At 45.4% G+C, this 22,819-nt stretch carries 23 protein-coding genes and 1 riboswitch; of the genes, 18 read left to right on the top strand and 5 right to left on the bottom strand.

The annotated features are described in order from the left end of the window. The first annotated feature begins 1 nt into the window (after position 1). From BLT91_RS15405 to BLT91_RS15395, 3 genes are all read left to right on the top strand, one after another. Positions 2-1,300, top strand: coding sequence for an ABC transporter substrate-binding protein (locus tag BLT91_RS15405; protein ID WP_090822392.1), 1,299 nt, complete (start codon positions 2-4; stop codon positions 1,298-1,300). A 96-nt stretch (positions 1,301-1,396) separates the two neighbouring features. Then, the gene (locus BLT91_RS15400; RefSeq protein ID WP_254776968.1) at positions 1,397-2,287 is read left to right on the top strand and encodes a carbohydrate ABC transporter permease; all 891 of its coding nucleotides are present in this window, start codon (positions 1,397-1,399) and stop codon (positions 2,285-2,287) included. Continuing rightward, positions 2,288-3,127, top strand: coding sequence for a carbohydrate ABC transporter permease (locus tag BLT91_RS15395; RefSeq protein WP_090822388.1), 840 nt, complete (start codon positions 2,288-2,290; stop codon positions 3,125-3,127). It begins immediately after the preceding gene. Between the two features lie 86 nt (positions 3,128-3,213). On the opposite strand, the gene BLT91_RS15390 is transcribed toward BLT91_RS15395, so the two are convergent. After that, positions 3,214-4,548 (bottom strand): 5'-deoxyadenosine deaminase, encoded by a 1,335-nt coding sequence (locus BLT91_RS15390; RefSeq protein ID WP_090822385.1) that lies wholly within the window; start codon positions 4,546-4,548, stop codon positions 3,214-3,216. A 72-nt stretch (positions 4,549-4,620) separates the two neighbouring features. Next, a riboswitch (purine riboswitch) is annotated at positions 4,621-4,720 on the bottom strand. A 389-nt stretch (positions 4,721-5,109) separates the two neighbouring features. On the opposite strand from BLT91_RS15390, the gene BLT91_RS15385 reads away from it, so the two are divergent. The 5 genes from BLT91_RS15385 to BLT91_RS15365 all read left to right on the top strand — a co-directional run bounded on the left by BLT91_RS15385 (position 5,110) and on the right by BLT91_RS15365 (position 10,227). Further along, entirely contained in the window at positions 5,110-5,310 is a 201-nt protein-coding gene (locus tag BLT91_RS15385) for a cold-shock protein (protein WP_090822383.1), read from the top strand. A 105-nt stretch (positions 5,311-5,415) separates the two neighbouring features. Then, positions 5,416-5,643, top strand: a complete 228-nt coding sequence (locus BLT91_RS15380; protein ID WP_079415429.1) for a cold-shock protein — start codon at positions 5,416-5,418, stop codon at positions 5,641-5,643. Positions 5,644-5,749: 106 nt separating this feature from the next. Beyond that, entirely contained in the window at positions 5,750-7,156 is a 1,407-nt protein-coding gene (locus BLT91_RS15375) for a M23 family metallopeptidase (RefSeq protein WP_254776967.1), read from the top strand. Positions 7,157-7,376: 220 nt separating this feature from the next. Further along, positions 7,377-9,737, top strand: a complete 2,361-nt coding sequence (locus tag BLT91_RS15370; RefSeq protein ID WP_090822379.1) for an ATP-dependent DNA helicase — start codon at positions 7,377-7,379, stop codon at positions 9,735-9,737. Between the two features lie 115 nt (positions 9,738-9,852). Further along, positions 9,853-10,227 carry a VOC family protein gene (locus BLT91_RS15365; RefSeq protein WP_090822377.1) on the top strand — a complete coding sequence of 125 codons (375 nt, stop codon included), beginning with the start codon at positions 9,853-9,855 and terminating at the stop codon, positions 10,225-10,227. 13 nt (positions 10,228-10,240) lie between these two features. On the opposite strand, the gene BLT91_RS15360 is transcribed toward BLT91_RS15365, so the two are convergent. Further along, complete coding sequence (locus BLT91_RS15360) at positions 10,241-10,612, bottom strand: hypothetical protein (RefSeq protein ID WP_141224996.1); 372 nt, start codon at positions 10,610-10,612, stop codon at positions 10,241-10,243. Further along, positions 10,584-10,895: a hypothetical protein gene (locus BLT91_RS15355; protein WP_090822373.1), complete on the bottom strand. Its 312-nt coding sequence runs from the start codon at positions 10,893-10,895 to the stop codon at positions 10,584-10,586. Before BLT91_RS15355 ends, BLT91_RS15360 begins: the two co-directional genes overlap by 29 nt. Positions 10,896-11,183: 288 nt before the next feature. On the opposite strand from BLT91_RS15355, the gene BLT91_RS15350 reads away from it, so the two are divergent. From BLT91_RS15350 to BLT91_RS15330, 5 genes are all read left to right on the top strand, one after another. Then, positions 11,184-12,083, top strand: a complete 900-nt coding sequence (locus BLT91_RS15350) for a branched-chain amino acid ABC transporter permease (RefSeq protein ID WP_090822371.1) — start codon at positions 11,184-11,186, stop codon at positions 12,081-12,083. Positions 12,084-12,096: 13 nt separating this feature from the next. After that, positions 12,097-13,050, top strand: a complete 954-nt coding sequence (locus BLT91_RS15345) for a branched-chain amino acid ABC transporter permease (RefSeq protein WP_090822369.1) — start codon at positions 12,097-12,099, stop codon at positions 13,048-13,050. Then, a complete protein-coding gene (locus BLT91_RS15340) occupies positions 13,037-13,813 on the top strand; it encodes an ABC transporter ATP-binding protein (protein ID WP_090822367.1) in 777 nt (258 codons plus the stop codon). The genes BLT91_RS15345 and BLT91_RS15340 overlap by 14 nt, the downstream gene beginning before the upstream one ends. 5 nt (positions 13,814-13,818) lie before the next feature. Continuing rightward, complete coding sequence (locus BLT91_RS15335; RefSeq protein ID WP_090822365.1) at positions 13,819-14,523, top strand: ABC transporter ATP-binding protein; 705 nt, start codon at positions 13,819-13,821, stop codon at positions 14,521-14,523. A gap of 63 nt (positions 14,524-14,586) precedes the next feature. Further along, complete coding sequence (locus BLT91_RS15330; protein WP_090822363.1) at positions 14,587-15,753, top strand: ABC transporter substrate-binding protein; 1,167 nt, start codon at positions 14,587-14,589, stop codon at positions 15,751-15,753. A 112-nt stretch (positions 15,754-15,865) separates the two neighbouring features. Here the strand turns inward: BLT91_RS15330 and BLT91_RS15325 are convergent, their stop codons facing one another. Together BLT91_RS15325 and BLT91_RS15320 are read right to left on the bottom strand one after the other, a co-directional pair. Then, the gene (locus tag BLT91_RS15325; protein WP_090822361.1) at positions 15,866-16,249 is read right to left on the bottom strand and encodes a VOC family protein; all 384 of its coding nucleotides are present in this window, start codon (positions 16,247-16,249) and stop codon (positions 15,866-15,868) included. Positions 16,250-16,396: 147 nt separating this feature from the next. Then, positions 16,397-17,560: an iron-containing alcohol dehydrogenase gene (locus BLT91_RS15320; protein ID WP_090822359.1), complete on the bottom strand. Its 1,164-nt coding sequence runs from the start codon at positions 17,558-17,560 to the stop codon at positions 16,397-16,399. A gap of 179 nt (positions 17,561-17,739) precedes the next feature. On the opposite strand from BLT91_RS15320, the gene BLT91_RS15315 reads away from it, so the two are divergent. From BLT91_RS15315 to BLT91_RS15300, 5 genes are all read left to right on the top strand, one after another. Then, positions 17,740-18,771, top strand: coding sequence for a GGDEF domain-containing protein (locus BLT91_RS15315; protein WP_090822357.1), 1,032 nt, complete (start codon positions 17,740-17,742; stop codon positions 18,769-18,771). A 77-nt stretch (positions 18,772-18,848) separates the two neighbouring features. Beyond that, complete coding sequence (locus BLT91_RS32890; protein WP_254776966.1) at positions 18,849-19,076, top strand: hypothetical protein; 228 nt, start codon at positions 18,849-18,851, stop codon at positions 19,074-19,076. Next, positions 19,067-19,237 (top strand): VOC family protein, encoded by a 171-nt coding sequence (locus BLT91_RS32885; protein ID WP_254776965.1) that lies wholly within the window; start codon positions 19,067-19,069, stop codon positions 19,235-19,237. The genes BLT91_RS32890 and BLT91_RS32885 overlap by 10 nt, the downstream gene beginning before the upstream one ends. Before the next feature lie 214 nt (positions 19,238-19,451). Further along, positions 19,452-21,254: an ABC transporter ATP-binding protein gene (locus BLT91_RS15305; protein ID WP_090822355.1), complete on the top strand. Its 1,803-nt coding sequence runs from the start codon at positions 19,452-19,454 to the stop codon at positions 21,252-21,254. A gap of 406 nt (positions 21,255-21,660) precedes the next feature. Beyond that, the gene (locus BLT91_RS15300) at positions 21,661-22,713 is read left to right on the top strand and encodes an ABC transporter substrate-binding protein (RefSeq protein ID WP_175532315.1); all 1,053 of its coding nucleotides are present in this window, start codon (positions 21,661-21,663) and stop codon (positions 22,711-22,713) included. Positions 22,714-22,819 lie beyond the last annotated feature (106 nt).

The raw sequence follows: 22,819 nt of genomic DNA, 5'->3' as shown, positions 1-22,819 counted from the left end.
AATGAAAAAAAATGCGATTATCAAGATTGGGGCTTTCCTGCTCACAGCAACATTATCGTTAGGGGCTGTCGGATGCAGCAGTTCAAAAGAAGCAGCGGTCAAAGAGGGTCCCCAAACACTCAAAATTGCTTGGTGGGGTGGACAAGACCGGCATGACCGAACCTTGAAAGTAATCAAAATGTTTGAAGAGCAGAATCCGAATATTAAGATCGAGACCGAATATGCAAGCTTTGGTGATTACTGGACCAAGATGGCAACCGAAGCGGCAGGGAAAAACTTACCCGATGTATTCCAGATGGACTACGGCTATCTCGGTGAGTATACGACGCGCAAGCTTCTGGAACCTCTTGACTCCTACGTTAAAACCGGAAAGCTTGATTTGAAAGATGTCAATGACTTGTTCATCAACGGCGGGAAAATGAATAATAACCTGTATGCAGTTAATCTGGGAGCAAATGCGCCTGCCATGCTGATTGATCCGGAAGTATTCCAAAAAACAGGTGTTTCTCCACCTAAAGAGGGTTACACTTTTGACGATATAACTCAAATTGCCAAAGATCTGAAGAAAAAGGTAGGCAAAGAGGACTTTTATCCGATCGATACGACATTTGACTTTGGGTACTATTTAAGAGATCGAGGTATGTCATTATACAATAAAGAAGGAAATGGGCTTGGATATGACAACGACCAATATTTAACTGACTTTTTCTCGATGGAAAGCAATTTGGTTAAAGACGGTTTAATGGCTCCTCCACAAATTCTCAATGCGATCAAGAGCGACCCGGATACTTTAATTGTGAAGGGGAATTCCGCTGTACGTCCTTTTACAAGCAACCTGGTTGTTGCCTTTACCAATTACGCTAAACATCCACTGAAATTGATTCCACTTCCGGGTATTGCCGGCGGCCAGGAAGGTAATTATTTGAAGCCTGCGTTATTTTTCTCGGTAGCGTCGGACTCCAAACATAAAGAAGCGGCTGTAAAATTTGTAGATTATTTCACGAATGACTTAAAAGCGAATGATGTTTTGTTCGGCGAACGCGGAGTTCCGATTTCCTCCAAAGTGCGTGAGTATTTGCTGCCGAAACTGGACGGCGGAGCGAAAGAACATTTCAATTATATTGATTATGTCCAAAAACACTCGCGCCAGATTGACCCGCCGGCTCCCAAAGGAGGAAGTAAGGTTTCAGATTTGTTAAAGCGCCTTCAAGACGAGGTGCTCTATGGAAAAACACCCCCTCAAGATGCGGCAAAGCAATTCCGGAGCGAGGCCGTTACCATACTAAGTGCAAATAAGTAAGTGATTCCTGTGAATCAAATAATCTGAACCAATGAATTTGTGGAACAAGCCATCTTCTACATCAGGATGGCTTGTATTCTTAAGGGAGTGATGGGATTGAATAGACAAATCAAAAGAGAAATAGTCGGACTTAGCTTTATTTCACCTTGGTTGTTGGGATTCTTGGTGTTCACACTTGGCCCTATCTTGGCTTCACTTTATTTGTCCTTCACGGATTATGATATGCTGTCAAGCCCAAATTGGGTTGGCTCGGATAATTACATTCACATGTTTACGAAAGATTCGCGCTTCTGGACTTCTGTTAAAGTAACTTTTTTATTCGTTTTTATATCCGTTCCTTTGAAATTGATATTTGCCCTTTTTGTAGCAACTCTGTTTACGAGGAATTACCGCGGTGTTAGATTTTATCGAACAGTCTACTATATTCCGTCGATTATTGGCGGCAGTGTGGCTGTTTCGGTGATGTGGAAGCAGTTGTTTGGCTTGCATGGAGCTCTAAATAGCGGACTCTCGCTGTTGGGCATAAAAGGCATAGATTGGATTACAGAGCCAAATACGGCATTATGGTCACTTATCCTGCTCGTGCTGTGGCAATTCGGTTCTCCGATGCTGATTTTTATGGCAGGCCTTAAACAAATCCCAAAAGAATTGTACGAAGCGGCAGCGGTCGATGGAGCGAGTAAAGCATCTAATTTCTTTAGAATTACGCTGCCCATGCTAACCCCAGTCATTTTCTTTAATTTAGTGATGCAAATGATCGGCGGGTTTATGTCCTTTACGCAAAGCTTTCTGATAACAGCAGGAGGACCGCTTGACCGAACTTTATTTTACGCCGTCTATTTATATCAAAACGCTTTCACCCACTTTCAAATGGGATATGCCTCGGCGATGGCTTGGGTACTGCTTTTGATCATCGGTTTATTGACTGCACTCGTCTTTAAATCTTCCTCGGCCTGGGTGTATTACGAGTCTGAAGGAGGCAAATAGATGACATTGTCTGTTCGACGCATATGCTTTCATACATTTGTAATCGGGTTTGGGCTTTTGATGATTTACCCGATATTATGGACACTAGCGAGTTCCTTGAAGCCGGAATCGGAGATATTTAAGTATGCGGGATCTTTAATTCCATCCACAATAGAATGGAAAAACTACATCAATGGCTGGAACGGCTTTGGGACGACAAGTTTTTCCACTTTCTTTCGAAACTCCACAACAATTACTTTGGCAGGTTTGATTGGAACCCTGTTTTCATCAAGTGTAGTTGCGTTCGGGTTCGCAAGATTGAAATTTCGAACACGTTCGTTTTTTTTCGCCTGTTTGATGATCACCATGATGCTTCCTGGTCAGGTTACAATGATTCCGCAGTATATTATGTTCCAAAAGTTAGGCTGGGTAAATACGTTTTTGCCCCTTATTGTTCCCCATTATATCGGCGGAACCCCATTCTTTATTTTTCTGATGATTCAATTTTTTCGTGGTATTCCTCGTGAGCTGGACGAGGCAGCGGTAATTGACGGATGCAATACGTACAATATTTTTTGGAGGGTTATTTTGCCTCTTGCGAAACCGGCTTTAATGACTGTCGCTATCTTTTCATTTATGTGGACATGGGACGATTTTTTGGGACCGTTAATTTACTTGAACGATCCGAAATTATTTACGGTTTCCATGGGATTGCGCATGTTTTCGGATCCGTCTTCTGTATCGAATTGGGGCTATATGTTCGCTATGTCCGTACTGTCGCTCATTCCGCAATTTTTGATATTCTTTATGTTCCAAAAGTATATCGTGGAAGGAATCGCAACGACAGGGCTGAAAGGCTAATAAAATGACTTGCATAAAAAAAAGCCCGCAGACCAATTAGCATTCATGCTAATTGGTCTGCGGGCTTTGGCGCGTTAGATGCTGCTTTAGCGTAGATTGGCGCGCTTCAACAGACGCTGAATGGAGCGGTTCGCTTCAGGCAGGACGATATCCTTGTCGATCGTCCGCATGATGCGGTTTTCCATGACAATACGACCGTTAATGATCGTCGTTTCCACATCAGCTCGTGTCGCCGAGTAAACGATGCGCGAGATCGGATCCACATCGAAGGACGGATACGTGTGGAAATTGTTCAGATCGAGAATCGCTAGGTCGGCCTTCTTGCCGACTTCGAGGCTGCCGATCTCCTTCTCCATGCCGACCGCACGGGCGCCCCCAATGGTTGCCATGCGGAAAACCGTATGTGCATCCATCGCCGTCGGACCATGTTTTGGCTTCTGGATAAGCGCAGCCAAACGCATCTCGTTAAACATATCGAGATTGTTGTTGCACGGCGCGCCATCGGCTCCCAGGCTGACGGAGATATCGAGCTTCAGCATGTCAGGTGTATCGGCGATGCCGGAAGCCAGCTTCAGGTTAGAGCCGGGACAATGGCTCACATGCACGCCGCGTTCATGGATGATGCGCTTCTCTTGATCGTCGAGCCAAATGCAGTGTGCCAGAATCAGGCGCTCATTCGCCAAGCCGAGATGATCGAGGTAGACGACATTACGCATGCCGGTCTCTGCCTGCACAATCTCGATCTCGCCGAGATTCTCGGAAGCGTGCGTGTGTACCTTCACTTGGTAGTGCTCCGACAAGCTGCGAACCTCACGAAGCAGCTCCTCCGTACACGAGATAACGAATCGTGGAGAGAATGCATATTGGATGCGTCCGCCGTCGTGGCCGTTCCATTTCTCCAGCAAATCGACGCTTTGTTGGAGTGATTCGGAGGTCTTCTCCTGTAAGGCGAAAGGCACCTCGTCCCCTTTGTCCATCATCACCTTGCCGGACAGGGCTCGGATTCCGCTTGCGGCAATGGCCTGAAAAGCAAAGTCGGTATGGTGAACCGTCTCCATATCGACGATGGTCGTCGTGCCGCTTTGAATCAACTCTCCGATGCCGAGCATAGCTGAATAATAGATCGAATCCTCATCATGCGAAGCTTCAAGCGGCCATATCCGATGTTTCAGCCAATCCATTAACTCCAGATCGTCACCCTTGCCGCGGAATAACGTTTGGCATAAATGAATGTGCGTTTGAACAAAGCCTGGAATGATCGTCCGATGTTTAGCGTCAATGATTGTATCCGCTTGTACGGGGTTCAAGTCCGGGCCAATCGCGGTTATTCGGTCATTTTCGATCAAAATATCCCCTGTTAGTATATCTCCGTCGCGGTTCATCGTCACAATTTCTGCGTGTTTAATTAGAATGTTCGCCATCGTTATTAACCTCCTACTTCTGCTTATTGTATGAAGCTATGAACACAAAAAAACTAGCCACGAAAAATATGCTAAAATGCGCACATTTTTCGTAGCTAGAAATTTACGGTTTCTAAGTAGAGACCCTTAATCCAATTATTAAGGTTATACGAAATGGGTAGTATTCAGTTCCTGCTTTCCTCTAGAGTAAACCGATAAGGATCAATTTGTCAAGTTAATGTCACATAATCTCACACAACCGTACTTCCCCCGCTCACTCCGGATGATTTTGAGTTCCGCTGACGGTCCAGGGACTAAGTGAATACCTAGACTTAAGTAGGGGTTAACCAACTTGTACGCTATAGCCCATTTCGTGAGGTAAGCGATTACATACTTGTAAATCAACTGGAAATAGTTTGCGTTTTCAAAAGGAATATGGTATGATGAAACCAATCGACAAAAAGAACCTGAATTCACATATTGTAAAGGGTTTTCATTTTTGTTAGTGAACCTTTTGCAATGTGTGAATTTTTTCTCTTTGAAGAATAAAAAACATGTTAATAATTTTTGGAGGTATTTCTCATGGCTACTGGTACAGTAAAATGGTTTAACGCAGAAAAAGGTTTCGGTTTCATCGAAGTTGAAGGCGGCAACGATGTATTCGTTCACTTCTCCGCAATCCAAGGCGAAGGTTTCAAAACTTTGGATGAAGGCCAACACGTTGAGTTCAGCGTTGTTCAAGGCAACCGCGGACCACAAGCAGAAAACGTTGTAAAACTGTAATATAATTAAAAAGACTGCCTTTACTTTGTAATGGCAGTCTTTTTCAATTTAACCCATGCTTATGAAGAAGGTTTTGCAAACGGCAAAACTCTAAGGAGGTTTATCATGTATTCCAGAAAAAAGTCGCTTGAAGAGATGCCTCTAGAAAATGTGACGATATGGTCTTGTGAAAAAGAAGGCTGTAAAGGCTGGATGCGAGATAATTTTGCATTCGATCACGTACCGACTTGTCATTTATGTCAGTCCACCATGGTTCGAAGTGTCAAGTTGCTTCCTTTAGTTAATAACACGAATAGTGATCAGAAAACGCTAAAAAAAGGCGTGCAAATTTAACATAACGAAACCCGAAGACACTGATGTCTTCGGGTTTTTTGTGTTATTATGGACGCATATGAACAGGAAGAGACAACCCATCGCAAGTGAGGGAGGTATAGTGTCTGTGAAATCAAAAAAACGTCGTCAATGGCCGCTATTAGCAGGAGCCTGCCTACTTGCGGCATGTGCCGTTATTGTTATTGGCAAATCGTCATTCAGCGCGTCCTCTTTATTGAGCCATAAAGCGGATATAACAGCAGCAGTAGCCACACCAATGCCGACGCCACAACCCCGAGAGGCTGTGGAATTTCGCATGCTCGACTTTGATCGAGGCTGGGTGAAATACGCAGATGGGATCGTGAGAACCGAGGATGGCGGGGCGCAGTGGCATGACGCAGTCAGAACTGACTTCACGACCGAGGAGGCAGCGAGCACCTTACCTACAGACGGAACGATAGCAGAGCTGCTTAGCATAGAGGCAGGTTCGCCGAGTCAGCAGGATATCCCTAAACCGCTTACTGTAGCGTTAGGTGCCAGCACTTTTCCGGTGAAGCAATCACAATTCCTGACGCCTCGCATTGGATGGGCGCTTCTCGCTAGTAGCAAGGATAGCAAAAATCCACTGCTCATCACAGCAGATGGGGGACAAACCTGGGTGGATGGAATGACGGAGGAGCTCAAAGCAGCCATTCTTAAAGAGAAGAAACATCTGCAGCAATTGAAGAAGGAATCAGCGCTCTATGCAACCAAGGATGCAGCCAAAGCGATTATGGGTTCAAAGTGGAAGCTCGTGCCGGAAAGCGCAGCCCCCGGCGATGTAGTGCTGGTGCGTCACGACGAACCTGGGAGTATAACTTGGTTGAATAAAACGTATAGTCTCCAACCTTATGGAGCGGGGTACTTCACTTACTTACCTATCACGATGAATGCAAAGCCGGGAAAATATCCAATTGGTGATCAGACACTCACGATTCGGCCGAAGAAGTTCGAAACACAGTATCTGAATGTAACAGCTCAGATGGAAAGCATGAAGCAAGATACGGGGCGCATTGCGGCCGACCAGAAGAAGATTGATCTGGCGCGAAGTCAATCCGAGCCGGAGTTTCTATTCAGCGGGCCGTTCGTACAGCCCGTCGAGGGGATTTTGACAACACCGTATGGGTACACCCGTTATGTGAACGGGAAATACGACAGCTCTCATCTGGCCATTGATCTGGCCGCGAAGGAAGGCACCCCGATCAAAGCTACCAACGATGGGGTCGTCGCGTTGGCCGACAGCCTGTACTTGACCGGCAATTCCATCTACATCGACCATGGAATGGGGCTTTTCTCGCAGTACGCCCATCTCTCAGAGCTGCGCGTGAAACCAGGCGAACGGGTCAAGCAGGGCGATATCATTGGACTGGTCGGCACGACCGGATTCTCAACCGGACCGCATCTGCACTTTACCTTTTGGGCGCATAATGTGCAGGTCAATCCGGATTTGTTTTTTAATACGACGCCGTTTCGTTGGGTTCAGCCCAAAGGGTAAATATGTTTGAAAAAGACACCGGCCCTCTGCAGCTGCAGAGAGTTTGGTGTCCTTTTTTTGATCTATTTGTGTGCAGCAGTTTAAGAAAGAACTTACTGAAAAAGAACATGTAGGAGGCCCTATCACGAGTCTATATGGTAAAAAATGACCGCATTAAGTAGCTATTACGTATTCGTACATGCTACAATAAAGAACAAATGTTCTAGGACGGAGAAAAAGGATGGCCGATATCGTCAACATTTCCGTGCGCTCTCTGGTGGAATATGTGTATCGCAGCGGGAGTATAGAGTCTGGTTTTCGGACAAGTCGTGCGCTGACGGAAGGGACCAAAGCGCATCAAAAATTGCAGAAGCAATACGGTGAGTCGGATCAGCATGAGGTGTATGTTTCGGCTGATATTGAGTATGAAGAGCTTTTATTTGTCATTGATGGACGTTGTGATGGTCTTTTACTTGATGCAGATGGCGTGACGGTTACGGTGGATGAAATTAAATCAACCTCATCCGACATTGGCCTAATTGAGGAGGATTCCTATCCGGTTCATTGGGCGCAAGCGAAGTGCTATGCCTATATGGTGGCCAAAGACCGAGGGCTGAGCCGTATACGTATTCAACTCACGTATATGCAGGTTGAAACAGAAAATACCCGGCGTTTTGTTGTGGAAGCATCAATGGACGAGCTTGAGCAGTTCGTGCACGACGTGGTGCAGGCGTATTTTCCTTATGCACAGGCGAGACATGATCATGAACAGCGCAGGAATCAGAGCATCAAGGAGCTGCTCTTTCCGTTCCCAAATTACCGTGAAGGACAGCGTAAGCTTGCCAGTGCGGTATACAAAACAATAAACGAAGGGCGTAAGCTGTTCGCCAAAGCCCCAACAGGCATCGGGAAGACGATGTCGACCCTTTTTCCATCCGTCAAAGCGATCGGGGAGGGGCTTTTGCAGCGGATTTTTTATCTGACGGCGAAGACGATTACCCGAACGGCCGCGGAGGAAGCCTATTTGCTTCTGCAGGCCAGTGGTCTTCAGCTGCACGTCGTCACGATTACGGCGAAGGAGAAGGTGTGTTTTAAGGAGGAAGTACGGTGCTCGAAGGAGCATTGTGAGTTTGCTGATGGCTACTATGACCGTATTAACGAGGCGGTACTCGATCTGCTGAGACAGGAGACCATCATAACACGCCCTGTTATCGAGTCGTATGCGCACAAGCATCGGGTGTGTCCATTTGAGTTTTCACTTGATGTCGCTTATGCAGCCGATGCTGTCATTTGCGATTACAATTATATTTTCGATCCTCGTGTGAACTTGAAAAGACTGTTCGAAGAACAGAAGCGGCAAACAGCCCTGCTTGTAGATGAGGCGCATAATCTCGTTGATCGTGCGAGGGAGATGTATTCTAGCGCTTTAATTAAATCCGATTTCCTTGCGCTGCAGCGTGAATTTAAAGGTGTTCGAGCTGATCTGCATGATGCGGCAAAGGCTATAAACAACTATTTTATTGCGCTTCGCAAACAGATAGGGGATCGTAAGATGTTGGTGGAGCCAGAACTGCCGGAACCACTGCTTGCACTGTTGGAGGTGTTTATTGCAGGAGCGGAAAAAGTGCTGGTCACAAATGACGGAAGCCCAGCAAGCCCGCTGCTGCTGGAGGCTTACTTTGGCGCGCAAAATTTTGTGCGCATAGCCAAGCTGTACGATGAGCGGTATGTGACGTTCACCGAGTGTGACAGGAATGAGGTCAACGTGAAGTTGTTCTGCCTTGATCCCTCTCATCTGCTCAGGCAGATGGGGAAAGGGTACCGGTCGCATGTGTTTTTCTCTGCGACGCTTTCGCCATTGTCCTACTTCATGGACGGGCTAGGGGCTGGGGAAGATGACTACTCTGTGACGGTGCCGTCTCCTTTTTCCAAAGAGCAGCTGGAGGTCTTCGTGCAGCCGTTGTCGACACGCTATCAGGATCGAGAGCGCAGCCGAGAGCCGATTGCCCGTTCGTTGTATAAGCTGGTAGCGGAGCACTCAGGTAATTATTTGGTATTTTTCCCTTCGTATGCGTATATGAGCAGTATTTATGAGGCTTTCACCGACCTCGTTGGTGAACAGGGTGAGAATGAAGGTGAGCGGCCAGAGGAAGCGGGAAGCAAGCTGCGAGTTCTCGTTCAACAGACTCAGATGTCTGAGGAGGAGCGTGAGCACTTTTTGGAGGAGTTTCAAGCAGGTACGGAGAAGACGCTTGTGGGCTTCGCTGTCATGGGAGGCATCTTCTCAGAGGGCATCGATTTGGTGGGAGACCGACTGACAGGTGTGGCTGTAATCGGTGTTGGCTTGCCGCAGCTGGGGCCGGAACGCAATCTGATCAAGGCGTACATGGATGGCGCCGGTAAAAACGGCTACGAATATGCCTACGTCTTCCCCGGCATGAACAAAGTACAGCAGGCCGGAGGCCGCTTGATCCGCTCCGAAACGGATCGCGGCGTGCTGCTGCTCATCGACGACCGCTACCTGCAGCCGCTGTATCAGCGATTGCTGCCGGAGGAGTGGCGTGGCTACACGGTGCTGCCAAACTGGCATACAAGTGGATAGAGACAAGGGTTTGTTGGTTATTAATACGCAAAAAATAGTGGAATTTATAGGATACAATTGATAAAATTAATGAAACTAAGTTTCACTATATGAAATTATGTTTGGAGGGTTATGTATGAATTTTTCATTTGTGGGGATTGACCATATTCAATTAGCGGCTCCTGAAAATTGTGAAGATGAGGCAAGAACATTTTTTTCAGAATTATTAGGCTGGACAGAAATCCCGAAACCTGAAAACTTAAGAAAACGCGGCGGTGTTTGGTTTAAATGCGGTACTCATCAGGTTCATATCGGTGTTCAAAAGGATTTTATTCCAGCTACAAAAGCACATCCAGCATTTCATGTACATCATTTAGATGAGTTGAGAAACTATTTGGAGAGTAATAACCTACCAGTCATTCATGATGATGCACGAGTCGAGGAAGGAGTAAAACGATTCTATTTGAATGATCCGTTCGGCAATCGCCTTGAATTTCTTGAATGGTGTTAACAAAAATATGTTCTTATTGCTCGTATTCTTGTTTCCATTTTTGTATGGCTAAAATGAATTCATTTCGTTGGTTGCCTGGAAAATGGCTTAAAACCTTAGGATTAGGGTTAACTGCTTCCATTATTGAAACAGGAACCACACGCAAAATTTCTACGATATCATTGGTAATCCTAAAAACAATCCGGATTCCGGCTTCGTTCAGGATAACTTCTTTACAATTCGCAAGTTTCGGATTTGAATGAAGGTTAAGCTCTTTACTGACCTCATCCGCCCGGTAACTCAATTCATCGATTGCTTTATTGACTTCATCTAATATGGAAATATCTAACTGCCCATACTCCTTAGCTGCATCTGCATCAAAATGAATATCCAATCGCTCCTTCATGTGGTTCTCTGCGGATTTCCTTCCAAATTAAAATGGTGTTCGGTTCTTGATTGATGCGATCGATACGTTCATTCAGAATGCGTTCCTCCTCTTTTTCCTCCAGCTCAGTCAGACGTTCAAACATTTGCTCGAAGTAAGGATACCCAACTAAAACCGTATCGACGGCACCATTCTCTGTTATAAACTGTGGGAGATCCTTGGCTTTCTTACGCAGCTCACCAAATTTTTTAGAAGCGATGGTGGAACTGACCAATTGATCGGCTGTAAAAGTTAGTTTTGTCATGGATATAGTATGATCCTCGCCGCTTTAAGTATTCAGAACGAATTACGCCAAGTGTGAAGACCTGTATTAATTTAGTGTGATATTCATTGTCAAATGTATGATAGGTTTTCTGACAAGATTTGCAACAATTTTTGCAAAAGGATATTACATAATTGACCGATGTATGATAATATACTGATTAATAGATTTGCAATCTTTTAAATAATCAAAGAAATTAGTGTTTTTGCGCTCAATACTTTAATAATTGAATGCGGTTACAATACAACGAGAAGAGGTGCGAAATTTTTTATGGATTACATCATCCAACAAGTCATTAATGGAATTTCCGTTGGAAGTATTTACGCGCTAATTGCGCTTGGGTATACAATGGTTTACGGAATTATTAAGCTTATTAACTTTGCACATGGCGATGTATTTATGGTCGGTTCCTTCATTGGATTGGGTACGGCCCATGTATTGATCGCTCAAGGTGTTTCTCCGATTTGGGTCTTCCTCCTCTCTTTATTCGTATCCATGCTGCTCAGCGCACTTCTTGGGGTTGCTATTGAACGATTAGCGTACAAGCCTTTACGAAATGTTTCTAGGATAGCTGTGTTGATTACAGCAGTAGGTGTGTCTTTTTTGCTTGAAAATGGCGGAATATTCTTTCTAGGGCCTCAAGCTAAAGCATTTCCTGAAATCCTTCCTAAGCAGCAGTATGACGTAATGGGCATTCAGATTGATTCCCATCAAATTATGATTCTGCTGATGACAATTATTTTAATGATAGTTTTACAATATATCGTTCACCGTACAAAGATCGGGAAAGCTATGCGTGCCGTATCGTATGATATGGACGCCGCACGTCTTATGGGGATTAATGTTAACACGACGATTTCTATTACGTTCGCCATCGGTTCCTCTTTAGCGGCTGCAGCTGGGGTAATATTTGGAATGACTTATAGTTCTATTGATCCGCTAATGGGGATTCTTCCAGGTTTAAAAGCATTCATCGCTGCTGTCTTTGGCGGAATTGGAAGCATTCCAGGTGCGCTTGTTGGCGGACTTCTGCTTGGAGTCATTGAGACAGGGGTTACATCCATTGGTTTTTCTTTATGGCGCGATGGTGTTGCCTTTGCTGTGCTTATTCTCATTCTGCTCTTCAAACCTTCAGGATTATTTGGCAAAAATAGCAGAGAGAAAGTGTAGGTGTTAATAAAATATGAGGTTTCAAAATAAAAATTTTTGGTATGGGATCGGGGTAAGCGTTGTCATTTATGGCCTGTTTCAGATACTGCTGACTAGAGGTATAATGAATGACGTTGCGGAATCTACGCTCATCCTGATCTGTATCAACATTGTTTTGGGCGTGTCTTTGAACTTGATTAACGGTTTTGCAGGTCAATTTTCATTAGGGCATGCTGGGTTTATGGCGGTAGGCGCCTATGTTTCAGCGATTCTCACGTTGGACTTTCAATTTCCGTTCCCGCTCGCTCTCCTTGTAGGAGGACTGATCGCAGCCGTATTCGGGCTTATGATCGGTATACCGACGCTGCGGCTAAAAGGCGACTACCTGGCTATAGCAACATTGGGTTTTGGTGAGATTATCCGTATCGTCTTGTTAAATACGGACTATGTTGGCGGTGCATCCGGTCTAAGTGGAATTCCTGCGTTAACGACTTGGACATGGACGTTTATTTTTACACTATTTACGGTTGTAGTGATCAATAACTTTATTAACTCCACCCATGGACGCGCTGTAATATCGATACGCGAGAACGAGATCGCGGCGGAAGCTATGGGAATCAATACGACGAAGTACAAAGTAATTGCGTTTGCAATCGGCGCTTTTTTTGCCGGTATAGCCGGGGGCATGATCGCTCATAAGTTTTATGTCATTAGTCCTAACAGCTTTAACTTCATGAAGTCATTCGAAATATTGGTCATCGTTGTACTCGGAGGTCTCGGAAGTACATCTGGTGCTATCGTAGGGGCTATCGTACTCACTTTGTTATTTACGTTCCTGCAGGATTTCCCTGAATTAAGAATGATGATCTATTCGATCATTTTGATTGGCATGATGATTTTCCGTCCAAAAGGACTCCTAGGAACGAAAGAGTTTTCATTCAACTTCTTGAATAAGAAGAAGGAGGGTGAGCAGCGTGGAACAAAATAATCTTCTGCTTAATGTTCAGAATGTTAGCCGTTCCTTCGGGGGTTTAAAGGCAGTTTCTGATGTGAACATACAGGTTGGGCAAGGTGAGCTTATTGGCTTGATAGGTCCTAACGGAGCGGGAAAAACGACTTTGTTCAACTTGCTGACAGGCGTATACGAGCCTTCGCAAGGCAAAATAATTTTGAATGACGAGTCAATTGGCGGATTGAAACCTTATCAGATTACTCAAAAAGGTGCCGCTAGAACGTTCCAGAACATCCGTCTCTTTAGCGAACTTTCGGTCATAGAAAATGTGAAAATTGCGTACCATCAGCACGCCAAGCATTCCATATTTTCATCTATATTGCGGTTGCCGAAGCATTTTGCTAGCGAGAAAGAGATGACTGAAAAAGCGTTGGAGTTTCTTTCGATATTCAAGCTGCAAGAAAAAAAAGATGAACTTGCCAAAAACTTGCCATACGGCGAACAGCGCCGACTCGAAATCGCAAGGGCGCTTGCCGCACGTCCGAAGCTGCTTTTGCTGGATGAGCCAGCTGCCGGTATGAACCCGCAAGAAACGCAAGATTTAATGAATTTGATCCATTGGATACGGCGTGAATTTGATCTTACGATTGTATTAATTGAGCACGATATGCCTTTGGTTATGGGCGTGTGTGAACGAATTTACGTATTGGATCGCGGAAAGCTAATTGCAGAGGGAGCACCAAGCGAGATTAAGAAAAACCCCAAAGTGATAGAAGCTTACTTGGGTCAGGAGGCGTAAAGCGAATGCTTAAAATAAATAACATCGATGTCTATTATGGAGCTATACACGCCCTGAAAGATGTAAGCATCACAGTAAATCAAGGTGAAATCGTTACATTGATCGGAAGCAACGGTGCAGGGAAGTCAACATTGTTGAAGACGCTGTCCGGTCTGCTAAAGCCGAAAAATGGGGAGATCGTGTTCTTAGGCAAGACGATCACAGGGATTTCCGCCCAGTCGATCGTATCGGAAGGTCTAATCCATTGTCCTGAAGGTAGACGTGTATTCGCGAATATGTCCGTCGAAGAGAACTTAGAACTCGGTGCATATATTCGAAAAGATAAAGAAATTAAAGCAGATATAGGCAAAGTGTATGAGCGATTTCCCCGACTTCTTGAACGACGGAATCAGCAATCGGGTACGTTATCCGGAGGCGAGCAGCAAATGCTTGCCATTGGCCGTGCCTTAATGGCGCGTCCCAAGCTCCTGCTTCTTGACGAACCTTCAATGGGCCTTGCTCCTTTGTTGGTACAGGAAATTTTCGCAATTATTGAAGAAATCAACTGCCTTGGCACAACGGTACTGCTTGTTGAACAGAATGCCAATCAGGCGTTGAAAATCGCCCATCGGGCATACGTGTTGGAAACAGGGAAAATTGCCCTTACTGGAGATGCAAAGGAACTGGCCGGATCTGAAGAAGTGAAAAAGAGTTATTTGGGCGGCCATTAATTGTGAAACTAAAGTATTTACACATATAAATCTTTAGTTAATTTGAGAAAAAGGGGAATTTCAATGAAAAAGAAATGGATTACAGCAACAGCCGTCATGACACTTGCTTTCAGTTCTATCGTAGGTTGCAGCAATGCCGGAAGTTCAAGCGGAACGATTAAAATCGGCGCAAACTTTGAGTTATCTGGAGGTGTAGCTGCTTTCGGAAACTCCTCTATGAAGGGGATTAATCTTGCAGTAAAAGAAATTAATGCTGCGGGCGGCGTTTTGGGTAAGAAAATTGAAATTGTTCAGGCAGATAATGCTTCGAAGCCGGAAGAATCTACACGCGTTGCACAGAAATTGATTTCTAATGATAAAGTAGTTGCTTTAGTCGGACCTGTAACGTCTACCAATGTCCTTGCAGCTGTACCTGTTGCCATGGAGAAGAAAATTCCGTTACTAACGGCCTCAGGCACGAATCCAAAAGTTACGGTCGACGAGAGAACCAACAAAGTAAATGATTGGGTTTTCCGTGCTTGCTTTATTGATCCTTTCCAAGGTAAAGTGATGGCCGATTTTGCTGCGAAAAGTTTGAGTGCGAAGACAGCAGTTGTGTACTCAGACGCTTCAAGCGACTATGCGAAAGGGCTGGCCAAGTTCTTTACTGAAACCTTCACTGCTAGTGGCGGGAAAGTTGTAGCAGCAGAGTCCTACCAACAAAAAGATGCAGACTTTAAAGCTGTACTTACACGTATTAAAGAAAAAAATCCCGATGTTGTGTTCATTCCAGGGTATTATGAAGAAGTAGGTAAAATTGTTAAGCAAGCTCGTGAACTTGGCATCAAGGTTCCTTTGTTGGGCGGCGATGGCTGGGATGCTCCGCAGCTTGCAGAAATTGCAGGTGCTGAAGCATTGAATAACACATTCATATCCAATCACTATTCAGCGGATGATACTTCACCGGAAGTACAGCAATTCGTAACAGCATTCAAAAAAGAATATAACAATGAAGTGCCTGATGCTATGGCAGTTTTGTACTATGACGGTTTGAAATTGATCGCAGACGGACTTAAGCGGGCAGGCAGCACAGATGCAGAAAAGCTGAAAAATGCTTTAGCTGCTACAAAAGACTTGAAGTTAACAACAGGGGTCATTACATTGGATAAAAACCACGATCCTGTCAAATCTGCTGCTGTTATCGAGTTTAAAGGTGGAAAACAAGTATTTAAGACAAAAGTAAATCCATAAATCATACACAAACCCGAGGAGCTATTGCACCTCGGGTTTCTTTACAATTTTCAACTTGCAACAGATTGGAAGGGAAGGAAGCCTTTTTGGAGCTCATTTTATTCCTACCCTTTTACTTACACACCATAAGCAAATTACCGTCCAGGTCTCTAAAAGCAAACCACTGTTCATTCTGAATTTCCGTAACAAGCTCCACGTTGTTATCTTTCATAAATTGATAAGAAGCTTGAATGTTTTCTGTCTGAAACATAAAAGCGGGTGTTTGATACGTAGGTGGACCACCGGGCTCGTTGCCGCCCCACATGGGCATTTGGTCGAGTACGAGGGATGTTCCTTCCATCGGTAGGACGTAGAGATGACCAAATAAGATATCGCCATCCGGTGCAATACCAAGTAACTTACAGTACCAATCTCGTGCGTTCTCAATGTTTCGAACGGGAACGAAGACGTTGCTAATTCGGTTCTTAATCGGACTTTGTACATGAAGCTCGCTCATATGTGCCAACCTCCATGAAAGGGATATATTCCCTTTAAGTATTTCATAGGAATTCGGTTCTGTAAATGATTTCTTCACCGTTTCATAATAGTGAAAAAGGAGTACTCCCGACGATTACGCGTCAGCGAGTACTCCTTTTATTAAATCCTATAGCGACATCCGGTAAATGTTCACCGCATCATCGCGAGTAAGCTTCTTAAAGTTGCCAAAATCGCCGTACACCATAGCTTTATCGGCCATCAGCTCAATAGTGGAGTCATCGATATTGTAATCGGCCAGCCGGCTTGGTGCGCCTATGGAGGTCAAGAATTGACGAAGGGCTGCGATGCCTTCTTCAGCAACTTGGCGGTCCGTCTTGCCTGCTGTATCAATGCCGAAGACACGCAGTGCGAACTGCTTGAACCGCGCTACATTGGCGTCGAGTGTGTAAGTCATCCAGTTCGGGAAGATGATCGCTAGGCCGCCGCCGTGCGGAATATCATGAACGGCAGAAACCGCGTGCTCGAGATTATGGGACGCCCAATCGCCGCGAACACCCATGCTCAGGACTCCGTTAAGTGCCATTGTACCGCTATAAAGAATCGTTGCGCGGTCTTCCAGATTGTTCAGATCTTGCAGTAAGCGAGGCGCTGTGTCAATCACTGTGCGAAGAATCGTTTCACAGAAACCATCTTGAACAGGTGTATTCGTGACATGATGGAAATATTGCTCAAACACATGAGACATGATATCCACGATGCCGTAAACGGTTTGATTTTCAGGCAAGGAAGTCGTATGTGCAGGATCTAAAACCGAAAATTTCGGGAATGAGTACAGACTTCCCCAACCGAGTTTTTCTTTGGTTTCCCAGTTCGTAATGACCGAACCTGAGTTCATTTCAGAGCCTGTTGCCGCGATCGTGAGAACAGTCCCTAACGGCAATGCACCTGTCGCTGCTGCTTTACGCGTAGCGATTTCCCAGAAATCGCCCTCGTACTTCGCCCCAACAGCAATAGCTTTGGCACAGTCGATAACGCTGCCACCACCGACAGCAAGGATGAGATCAATGTTCTGACTGCGGCACAATTCAACACCGCGATGAACGGTAGTCAATCTTGGGTTAGGCTCAACACCGCTAAGCTCAACAACATGAGCATCCACGCCTTTGAGCAGCTTCATGACATTCTCATAGATGCCGTTTTGCTTTATGCTCCCGCCACCATAGACGAGTAGGACGTTCTTGCCGTATTTAGGTACCTCAGCTGTTAATTTCTCCAGTTGCCCCTGACCGAAATGAAGCGTGGTGGGATTGTAAAATGTAAAAGTATTCATCTACTTACCTCCTAAACGGATCTGATCTGTTTGCGTACCTATTCATTGTATAGAAAGAGGGCTTCAAAAACAAAACCAGGCTATAAAGTTGTAAAAAACTTGAATGAGGCAGGAGTTCGTCATGAGATCATAGAATTTCTGATTAGGTATAATTCCATTTTCAGGGAAGTGAATGCAACATGTTTACGACTAGAAGATCCGACCATGTTTTGGAAATTGCTTATAGTTGTGTGCGATGGTTTTTTGTGCCGGCGTCTACCATTTTATTTTTGACATCTTATCATCAAACGACGTTGGATTTGATCATTTTTTTCACGCTATTCGTCTTTGCTGTTATTTATATGGGTATAACGGAATTTGCCTTACATCGCAGCCCTATTGATTCTGCCTTCTATCGCTGCATGACGAGAATTGGTGTGGTGATGGATTATGTGGCTTTCATTATGATTGTTTCGCTAACTGGAGGTACACAGAGTCCATTGTACCCGATCGCTTATCTCATTCTCTTACATGCGTCATTGTACTGGAGTTTCATTGGTGCGATGGTGGCTACCAACATGGTGATACTCGGATATGTCGGCATAGTCTTACTGGTGGATGGGGGTTTTTCTGTAGAAGATATGCCGCGTCATTTGTTTAACTTTGCTTTTTTGATCATGATCGGCGTGATTGGCGGCATCATCGTGGCACGGGAGCGGAAGCATTTTGTAGAGAAGGGCATTTTCGAGAACTTATCTAAAAAAGATTACCTCACGGGACTCTATAATCACCGCAGTTTTCAAGAGCAAATCAAGGAAATTATTGCGAAGAAGCATCCTTTTTCCCTCGTCATGGGAGATATTGATTATTTCAAACAAATTAACGATCAGTATGGTCATCAGATCGGGGATGCGGTTCTAAGAGCAATCGGGAATTTGTTGGATTCCATCATTCCTACTGCGCAAGGCAGTGCCTTCCGCTATGGCGGTGAGGAGTTCGCCATTATTTTTTATACAGAAGATAAGCATCTAGCAAATGATTTACTGCATCAATTCAGAGATAAGCTGCGCGCGCTTGAGTTCAGTTCGGGTGAGGACAAGTTCCATATCACGATGAGCTTCGGGGCAACGGTTCGTTCCAAGGAGCAGATGACGACGGAGCTGGTGGCTTCAACGGATGCGCTTTTGTATGAAGCTAAGGAACAAGGAAGAGACCGTTTAGTGTGGGGATAGCATGATCTTCACTAGGAAGAAATGGTATACTCAATCTGGATCTAACAAGGAACAAAACCAATTAGGAGGGAATCAGCATGGCAACACTAACGCCATATTTTTACAGCAGTGATGCAAGGAAACAAGCTGACTTTTACGTGAAGGCATTAGGTGGGGAAATTGTCAGCCTTCGTACGTTTGCGGATATGCCGGATGCAGATGAATCGCTCAAAAATCGCGTGATGCACTTCATGCTCTTGGCCTCCGATTCTTCATGGCTGATTCGGGTACGGAAACGGTCGATAGAGGCCGAGGTATGGATTTGACGCTGGAATTTAAGAGCGAAGAAGAAGGCCGTCGTATTTTCGAAGCGTTGTCGGAAGGCGGCATAGTGAAAATGCCTTTCGATCGCATGTTCTGGGGGACGATGTTTGGTCGACTGGAAGATCCGTTCGGTGTGGTCTGGCAGATATCGACAGAATCTTAAGTAACCAATGAAAGCTCCTTTATGAGAAACGGTGCAGCTGAAAGCCGTGCTCGTAAGAGAGCTTTTTTCTATTGACACTTGAGCCCCGCCTGAAGACCGATTGGATCCCGTTTATATTCCGTTTAAAATAGAAGTGTATGATTCTTAGGTAAAGATGAATAGATCATTCACTAGAGATGTATGAACATCCGATCGGGTAAAGGAGTAGGGATAAATGGCTGTTACAAGGAAAGAAGAGCCTAAGGGCAAGAGCAATTGGCGCGGCTTCACACGCTTGCTCGTTCAGGCGAATCCACCCAAGCTTGTACTTAGCATAGCATTAGGGTTAAGTATTATATCAACATTAGTGGGATTGGTGATTCCGCTATTTACGAAGAATGTCGTCGATAGCTTCTCCGTCAGTTCCCTGAACTGGACGCAGATTAGCGGCATGGCGATTGCTTTCGTGGCGTCAGCTATAGCCTCCGGGGTTTCGGTTTACTTGCTGAATTATGCGGGACAGCGCGTTGTGGCAGGCATTCGGGATCGCTTATGGAAGAAGCTGCTTGTGCTGCCGGTCAGTTATTATGATAACCACCAGACGGGGGATACGATCTCTCGGATGACGAACGATACGGGGGTCATTAAAGGACTTATTGCGGAACATATGGCGGGATTCGTCACGGGCTCTATATCGATTGTCGGCTCTATTGTGGTTCTTCTATATATGGATTGGAAAATGACGCTCATCATGTTCAGCGTATTCCCGCTTGCCTTCATCATCCTTTTTCCGCTGGGGCGGCAAATGTACAAAATATCCAAAGGCATGCAAGCCGAGACCGCAAGCTTCACTTCAGTGCTGAATCGGGTACTATCGGAAATCCGACTGGTGAAGGCGGCTAATGCGGAGCCGGTTGAGTATGTGGAAGGAACCACGGGGATTCAGAAGCTTTTCAAATTCGGGCTCAAAGAAGGTCGGGTTCAAGCGTTAATGACGCCATTAATCACTTTTGTCATGCTCATGCTGTTTGTCGTGCTCTTCGGCTATGGAGGCATGAGAGTTGCCTCTGGTGCGATATCTGCCGGTCAGCTGGTTGCCTTCATGCTGTATTTGTTCCAAATTGTAATGCCGATTACGCAAATCTCGCAGTTTTTTAATCAGGTGCAGAAAACAATGGGAGCGACCGACACGATCCTCAAGGTTCTGGATTATGAAGAGGAGCATCCGAACAACGGAGCGTCCGTCACGAACGCATCGCAATCGATTCACTTCGATCAGGTGACGTTCAGCTACAAAGAAGGAGAGCCTGTTCTGAAAAATGTCAGCTTCGCCATGGAAGCGGGTAAGGTAACGGCGATCGTAGGTCCTAGCGGCAGCGGAAAGACTACGTTGTTCTCGCTTTTGGAAAGGTTTTATGCGCAGCAAAATGGTTCAATCACGTTGGGTCCTGATGGAATTAGTCAATTCTCACTCGTCTCCTGGAGGAGCCAGATCGGTTATGTTTCACAGGAAAGTCCGCTTATTGCAGGTACAATTCGGGATAATATCTGCTATGGTCTGCAGCATGAAGTGACGATGGAGGAACTGAAGCGGGCTTCGCAGATGGCGTACGCTGACGCCTTTATTGAGGAGCTGCCGCAGAAGTATGATACCGAAGTGGGTGAACGCGGCATCAAGCTGTCCGGCGGACAACGGCAGCGGATCGCAATTGCGCGAGCTTTGCTGCGGGATCCGAAAATTTTGATGCTTGACGAAGCGACCTCAAGTCTGGACAGTAAGTCGGAGGTCGTTGTCCAGCAAGCACTGCAAAATTTGATGCGGGGACGCACAACGCTCGTCATTGCGCATCGACTATCAACGGTGGTTGATGCCGATCAAATTATTTTTCTGGATAAAGGCGTCGTGACGGGAAGTGGTACGCATCAGCAATTGCTGGAGTACCATGAGATGTACCGTGAATTTGCTGCTCAGCAGCTCCAGCTTCAAGATCAATTGTCTTCCGATCCATCGGAATCGCTGACAGAGGTTCATTCCTAGATGACCAACCTCATAAAAGATTAATGCAAAAGCGTTTCAACCTTGGATTCTCGGGGTCTTGAAACGCTTTTTATCATGTAAAGTCACAGAAGTCTTGCTTCGAATAAGTAAGCAGTACCGGACTGACTGCTGCCCGAACGAATCGGGTGATGGATGAGCTGCTTCGCGACTTTTATCGCCAGTAATAGCACACAGCATTCTTCTCCAATGTTTACAGAAATCACACAAATGCGGATAAAACAATTGACGGAAACTCGAGAGCCAATTAAACTATGGTTAATTAGTATCAAAGCTGAGGAACTTCGCAGCTCTTATCCTCATACTTTGACCCGCAAAAGCGTTAAAGTGGTGAGTGGGCGATAAGTCCAAGCCAACCAAAAAGGGATCGTAGAGAGGGGTAATTAAGTTGAAAAAGAAAGCACTCGTATCACTCGTATTATCAGCAGCTCTTATGGTTGTAGCAGGTTGTGGACAGAAGGCTGAAACGACTTCTGCGGCAGGCGGTTCTCCGTCAGCAACTCCAGCATCTACGGCAGCCCCGCAAAAAACTTACAAAGTAGCCATTTCACAAATTGTGGAACATCCTTCTCTGGATGCAACTCGTCAAGGCTTCCTAGCAGCGCTTAAAGATGCGGGTATCGTAGAAGGTACCAACCTGAAGGTTGATTTCAACAATGCGCAAGGCGATCCTGCAAACAATCTATCCATTGCACAAAAAATTGCTTCCGCTGACGCTGATTTGGTGCTCGGTATCGCAACACCATCCGCACTAGCTGTTGTACAGCAAGTGAAGAAAGCTCCAATTCTGTTCGCAGCAGTTACAGATCCGCTTGCAGCCAAAATCGTTAACAATGTGGATAAGCCGGGCGGTAATGTTTCCGGAGCTTCGGATACGAACCCTATGGCCGTTGCACAATTAATGGATTTCGTCGCAACCAACATGCCGAAAGTGAAAACAGTTGGTCTTGTCATCAACGAAGGGGAACCGAACGCTGTTATCATGGCTAAAAATGCGGAGCAATCCTTAACGAAGCATGGCATTAAACTCATTAAAGCGCCGGTAACGAATACATCTGAAGTAAAGCAAGCGGCACAATCCCTGGTTGGCCGTGCGGATGCTTTCTTGATCACGCTGGATAACACCGTCGTAAGTGGCGTAGACGGCATCATTCAAATCGCAAATGAAAAGCACATTCCGTTCTTCTCCAGTGACCGCGATACCGTGGAAAAAGGAGCTTTTGCAACGGTTGGCTTCAAATACTATGATCATGGCTATCAGGTTGGCCAAATGGCTGTCGACATTCTCAAGAACGGTAAAAAACCAGCAGACATGAAAGTAACTGTTCCTGAAAAGCTCGATCTGATCTTAAACCTGAAAGCAGCGAAAGCGCAAGGCATTGATGTAACAGACGCAATGAAAAACGGAGTGAAAGATAAAGAGAAAAACATAATTCAGTAAGGGCTAGGAACACAAAAGGGGTGAACGTCACTTTCGTTCACCTCTTTTTTTCAAGTTGATAATAAAGTATTAGCCATGTGCTTTTCTTGCTTCGCATCAACCTTGA

Source organism: Paenibacillus sp. yr247 (assembly GCF_900103825.1).
In the GTDB taxonomy this organism is placed as follows: domain Bacteria; phylum Bacillota; class Bacilli; order Paenibacillales; family NBRC-103111; genus Paenibacillus_E.
Note: the sequence above shows the minus strand (reverse complement) of the source record. Positions and strands in the feature narration are given on the sequence as shown.